This is a genomic window from Psychrobacter sp. AOP5-GZ1-6 (assembly GCF_052376345.1).
In the GTDB taxonomy this organism is placed as follows: Bacteria; Pseudomonadota; Gammaproteobacteria; order Pseudomonadales; family Moraxellaceae; genus Psychrobacter.
In genome coordinates this window covers 63,975-70,550 of the sequence record NZ_JBQSVP010000004.1, presented here as the reverse complement: position 1 = coordinate 70,550, position 6,576 = coordinate 63,975, and the positions used below count along the sequence as shown (strand labels likewise).

4 protein-coding genes are annotated in these 6,576 nt (G+C 40.9%); all 4 read left to right on the top strand.

Annotated features, from left to right (window positions below; genetic code table 11):
* The first annotated feature begins 168 nt into the window (after positions 1-168).
* Positions 169-1,104, top strand: coding sequence for a helix-turn-helix transcriptional regulator (locus tag ACT3RN_RS01485; protein WP_192518151.1), 936 nt, complete (start codon positions 169-171; stop codon positions 1,102-1,104).
* Between the two features lie 507 nt (positions 1,105-1,611).
* Positions 1,612-2,685, top strand: coding sequence for a hypothetical protein (locus tag ACT3RN_RS01480; protein ID WP_444518414.1), 1,074 nt, complete (start codon positions 1,612-1,614; stop codon positions 2,683-2,685).
* A 724-nt stretch (positions 2,686-3,409) separates the two neighbouring features.
* A complete protein-coding gene (locus ACT3RN_RS01475) occupies positions 3,410-3,958 on the top strand; it encodes a protein-disulfide reductase DsbD N-terminal domain-containing protein (protein WP_442063109.1) in 549 nt (182 codons plus the stop codon).
* Positions 3,959-4,193: 235 nt separating this feature from the next.
* Positions 4,194-6,347: a cytochrome c biogenesis protein CcdA gene (locus ACT3RN_RS01470; protein WP_444518413.1), complete on the top strand. Its 2,154-nt coding sequence runs from the start codon at positions 4,194-4,196 to the stop codon at positions 6,345-6,347.
* Positions 6,348-6,576: the final 229 nt, after the last annotated feature.

The following is a 6,576-nucleotide window of genomic DNA, read 5'->3' as shown; positions in this document are numbered from 1 at the left end:
TATAGGTTGTTTTTAATAAGCCGCATTTCTCTGTGCTTGTTTCATTATTCTTTATTTGCTTTGATATAGACCAATAGCGATACGTTTTTAAGTCAGGTGTCATGAGAAACCTTTAAATCCATATAGTGTATGGAATATATTGACCTTATCTTATCGAGGAAATAATTGATGGACGCATTGAGCGTATTGCTACAAAATGTGCATTTGTTTGAAACCAAATACTATCGGTTAAATGGTGCTGGTAATTGGTCTTATTCAATTACTAGGAAAGATACGATTTTATTTTATTTGGTCATGTCTGGTAGCTTTTGTATTGATGTCGGTAACGGTCTACGACAGGCCCATGCTGGTGATATGATTATGATTCCTAATGCACATAGACATGTTAGCTATGCGTTAAATCATCATGGCGATGCTGCTGAACCATTAGATGACTCATTGCTCAATTGTAAAAAACATACGCTGGATATTGATGGTAATGGTGACCCCAACTCCTCTTTGATATTAATTGAATGTAAGTATGATAAAGAGATGATACGTCCTTTATTATCTGTGTTGCCATCGATTTTACCCGAAATTAACGACGCATCTGATGGTAGGTTTGAAGTGATTGACGTAGAGATTAAGCTGCTGACCCTAGAGGCTGAGCGTGATCGCATGGGGAAGACCGCTGTCATCAATCATTGGGCAAGCATTATGATGATTGAGTGTTTGCGTGTGTATATTGAAAGCTTACCTGAGGCGACGGAAAACTGGCTAAAAGCTATGAAAGATCCTTTTTTGACCAAAGCGTTGGTGGCTATGCATGAATCCCCCAATCAAAGTTGGACGATACATAAGCTCGCTGGGGTAGCTGGGATGTCACGATCAAGCTTTGCACAGCGTTTTAGAGATACGGTTGGCATACCGCCATTGACTTATCTTATGGATTATCGCCTACGTTTAGCTGCCCGTTATTTGCGTTTGCAGCAAAACAGTATTGGCCGTATTAGTGAGTTAGTTGGTTATGCATCAGATTCTACTTTTAGTCAGGCCTTTAAGCGTGTATATGGGGTGTCCCCCAAAGTATATCGTCAACAGTATCAAAAAAGAATAATGGTTTAGGGCGTGTCCTCAATTCAATCGATAGCCATCTAAATGGGTTAAAAATGGCTAAATCTTGCCAAACGGTGTCAAATAGCTGACTAATATCTCGATATTATCTGCGCTATTTTCCTTGTTTGACTACAATTTATCTCATTTTTATTACCATTTTTAAAATGAGGACACACCCTAGTTTACGTTAAATATACTTAGCCATAGTAGGGCTGTGTGCTCAATTTAAACTATAAATGGACCAGACGTGGTTAAACTATTGCCAAGCTGCATCAAGTAGCTTGCTAATGACTTGATATTATTCGTACTACCTATCTCATTTTATTACCATTTTCAAAACGAGGACACGCCCTAGTATTTCGACGATGTACGGCTGACAATGCGCTTGTATTCAGTTACTATGGGCTAATGAGTTATCTGGGTATGAGCGTTTGTGTTTAGCGTAAGATATTTCACTACATGGTGTTCATATCGCACGGCCTAGATGATGTTTATTTATACTGCTGATGGTATGTTATGACTGAACCGACTGCAAAGCCAGATGCACAAGCCGAGAACCAACAAGGCTCTGTTGCATGCGCAAAAAAACAAGGCAATACAAACCACATCAAAGGCAAGGGTGAAGACGACCAATGCCTTGCAGATAGTGTGCAAGCAGATAGTGTGGCTGAGCCTCTTGATAAAGCTGCATTGTTAGCATTGTTTACGTTACCACACTCAGAAGACGTGACGGTAATATCTAACAGCTCAGCTACTGTGGCTGCTGATAGCAATGTTACCATGCAAAAACCTGCTGATAGTCAGACCAATATCGCAGAGCAGCGTGTGGCACTGTATCACTCTCAATATGATCGTACTCGGTTGCTATACATGGCTTCAGCGGGCACCCGTCCTACGTATTTGGTGCAAACGCTAAAACCACAGTTCGTAGAACGTCAGCAATATTTGCTTGCTCAGCAGCTCGATAAACGTGGTTTGATGGATACGGATGGACTAGAACGTCTTTGGCAGCAGTTGCATGTCGTCGATGATATCATTGCTGATGTTGTTCGTCACATGCCAGCCCAAAAACCAGCAGGTTGGCAGCTCACTACTCAAGATGGTCGCAACCCATTGTGTTTTGCGACTATTGGTAAGCTAAAACATGCCAAACCTATCCTTGATCAAGGTAGTCTCAATAACTACGTGCTCAGCCACTTTGGCGTGAGTAGTTTTACCTATGATCGTGGTTACTATATTGGTCATGTTGTTGGCTATTTATTCAGTTGTTATTTTTGTGCGCATTTATCTATTAGCTATAGTGTTATGGCACTTGGTCAACAAGTTGTGGCAGATTATGACTATGCCAGTCTTGAAACACCGCATATGGTTAGGCTGTTACAAGGGCTAGATGGTTATTGTAAAAAACGCATTTATCAACTGGCGGTTATTTGTGCCCGCTTGAGTGTTTTTTCTAGCGATAAGCGAATCGAAAGAATGTTGATTGCAGAGGTAAATGATTTCGATAAAAAACTGCAACAACAGAATTTAGACGTTTTATTGTTGAAAGGTCTGATGCCAGACAGTAGTGACTCTACACCACTTTTTTGAGTGGTTGATTTTTAGGTATGGTGTGGCGGTATCTATCATTGATTGATGAGTGTGTACCAAACCCTAAAGTCTGCAATTTATCAAAGTAAATGCGATGGATGGTTATCACCTGGTTGCTTGGTAATAGGGCTTGAAAGGTGTCTATTTAATGGTAATTTTCTTATTTACCATCCTTCTCATTTTAAGTCATACAATCTAACTCATGACATACCATAGCTTTCTTAATATTTGCTTACTGTTGTATATTGTTGACTGAGTCACATTTTTACTATGGTAAAACCATTCGTCAAGCTATAGTGAGAGTTATTGAATAGTCAGCAACAGACCCTAGTGGTAGTCAGCACCAAATTGAATTAACTGTCTATAAATCTATACAAGTATCCTTGGGGTGTATGACGTTTTAAATGACTCATTGCTCAATACTATAGTCACTCCACTATAAAAGTATTACAGAAAAAGCATGACAGCGTCTCGCTTGCGGTATCACGTATACATCTTCAGTTGCTTTGTACTATTTTTAAATTGAATCGACTATGACATCAATCAATAAGATAATTATTGGTTGATATTTTTTATTAGTAGGCAAAGAATACCATTCGATATAGTTTTTACGTTATAAGGCTCTGTATAGGTGAGTCATATGCTAGCCACCTTTTGTAACGTGTACTGTTCAGATTAAAGATACATACCAGTCCTGAAAAGCAGCAGCTAAAGGTAATCATTTATGTCAATCCAAACGTCAATATCAACATCGGCAACAATATCAAAACATGCTGCCAAAAAAATCTATGTGCTTGCATTTACTGTTATGAGTATGTCGTCCATGATATCTGTGAGTGCGCAGGCAGCAGGGTTAGGTGAGCTATTTAGTAATAACACGGCGAAAAAATCGAAATTTTTACCAGTTGAGCAAGCTTTTCAAGTGAGTAGTAGTACTAAGGCAATGTCTAAAGGTACACGCTTATCTATTGCTGTTGATATCACGCCAGGGCATTACGTCTATAAAAATAAGCTTACTATGAGCTTTCCTAAAGGGGTGAGTGCTACGCCTTTTACTTTTAGTCAGTCACCTGTTTCAATTGATGATCCGACCTTTGGTAAGGTGCCAGTATTTACGCAAAAAAATATGGTCGCCACTACCATGCTGACAACAAGCAATGGTAAAGGTGCTAAGAATGTACCGGTTGTGATTGGGTGGCAAGGTTGTGCTAAAGCAGGGCTGTGTTATCCACCAGAAAAGATAAAAACCACAGTTAATATTGCGGTTCAGTAGTTAGTGGATCGATTCATACATCAGTGTCTGTTTGATATTCAAATATGGTGTTCTAAAAAGCTGGTGCTAACATCACTCCAAACGTTGTGGCAAGCCTAGCTAAAGTCAAAGTCTCGAGATTATCATTGGCTTGCACCTAGTTTGGTGTAGTTTTAGCAATCAGTAGCCCTAATATTTGAAGGTTCATCAGACCCTAGTCATAAATAGAATATTGGTAATAAATAGGTAGCCACCCATGTCGATTAAGGCAACAGAAAAACCCTCATCACTAACGCTAAATCGTCCTACTAAAAAATCTTATCTACTGGCATTGATAATTGCTAGCAGCTCATTGTTCACAGGATTTCTACCTACTAGTCTAGTAGCGACGGGGTTGACAACTGTATCTATGACCACGCAAGCGGCTGGATTGGGTGACTTGTTTGGTAATAAAAAAAGTAGCGATCCGTCAAAGTTTTTGCCAGTCGATGAGGCCTTTCAGGTTATTACGGATACTAACGCTACTGATAATGGTACACGCTTAGCCATTAATTTTGATATCACGCCTGGGCATTATGTTTATCAAAACCAAATCAAGCTGACGTTGCCGACTGGCGTGACAGCGGCACCTTTTACTTTTAGTCAGACGCCTGTATTAATTGATGATCCAACCTTTGGTCAAGTGCCAGTATTTGATCAGATAAATATGGTTGCGACGACCACGTTGACGAGTAACAACAGCAATAGTATAGATAATGCTGCGGTGGTCATTGGTTGGCAGGGCTGTGCGAAAGCAGGACTCTGCTATCCACCTGAAAAAATTAATACTACGATCAATATCGCAGCGACATCACAGCAATCAGCAGCAAGTGCTACTAGTGACTCTGCTACAGTCCAAAACTCTTCAGCTGATGGTTCTGAGACAAATAACAATGCTATGACTGATGAAAATCAGCAAGCGACGGGTACAGATGTTTTTGAAGCAGGGCAAGCAGATGATGAGATTGTTGATTATGCATTGCTAGGTGAAGATGATTCAGAAGACTCACTTACCACCAATACTATCTCTGGTGCGGATACAGATGGAGAAGCAGTAGGGAGCACCGCGCCAAACAGTCTTACTGCTGATAGCGTGATTGATAGCGATCCTTTTGGTTTAGGATCTCATCCTTGGATAGCGTTAGTTTTATTGTTTTTAGCAGGACTTGGTTTAGCGTTGACGCCATGTGTCTTACCGATGCTACCTATCGTTGCCAATATCGTGGCTCGTGAGGAGAACCCAACGGTGAAACGTGGTGTTATGTTAACCACCAGTTACGCCATTGGTGTAGCGACTGCTTATGGTATCTTGGGTGCTGTTATTGCGGTATTTGGTGAATCATTAGGCATTATTGGTTGGTTACAAAACCCCATTATTCTGATTAGCTTTGCGATTGTTTTTGTTTTACTGGCGCTTTATATGCTTGGGTTATTTAGTATTCGCTTACCAGGAGCTCTTAGCAGTAAGATGCAAGGCTTGAGTCAAGCGGGCGATAGTAAGCTTGGTAGTACAAGCGGTAGTTTAATCGCTGGCTTCTTATCTGCGTTGGTTGTGTCACCGTGTGTCTCTGCGCCACTATTTGGTGCGTTGCTTGCGGTGTCTACGATTGGCAGTCCATTGCTTGGCTTTGCTGCTTTATTTATGCTTGGTTTTGGTTTGTCTGCTCCGCTTATTCTAATCGGTGCGACGCAAGGCAAAATAATGCCAAAAGCTGGCGATTGGATGAATTGGGTCAAGCAAGGTTTTGCTTTATTGCTCTTTGCTGTGGCGCTATTATTAATTGAGCGTGTCTTTATATCACCAATAATGCTAATGGTTTGGGCATTATGGTTTATGGTTGTTGCTACATGGGCGTGGGGCTGGTTAGGTAAAGGTCGAATGCTGACACAAGCGTTCGGCTTGCTCGCGGGTATTTGGGCGGCTTGTTTGGTTGTCGGTGCAGCATTAGGCAACGATGACAGTTTACATCCGCTCGCCTCATTGAGTGCAGCGCCGATGATGCAGGCGACCTCTGGTCAGACAACGGCTAATGATGCAACTGATCAGACGGTCACTACCTTGGCTGAGTTAGATGCTATTATCGCGGCCAACCCAAAAATTATTGTCGATGTCACTGCTGAATGGTGCATAGAGTGCCGTATTATGGATAAAAATTTGTTTCATAATCGTCCAACACAAATGCAAGATTGGCAGTTGGTCAAACTTGATATCACTGAGACGACTGCTGACTCGAAAGCTATCTTAGCGCGTTATAAATTATTTGGCCCACCGGCATTGCTTTATTATCAGGATGGTCAATTGACCAATCAACAAGTGGGTGAAATCGGTCGTTCAGAGTTTGAGCAGACATTGACGATGCTGAACAACTGATACTTAATTTTTGATAATGCGAGTAAGTCTATTATCTAGGGCATGTCCTCAATTCAAACGAGTGTCCTCTAAATGGGCTAAAAATAGCTAAATTTTGCCAAACATCGTCAAATAGTTGGTCAATATCTTGATGTTACCTGCACTATTTTCCTCATTTGACGGCGATTTATCTTATTTTTATCACCATTTTTAAAATGAGGACACACCCTAGGCTTAAAAATCTAAAAAA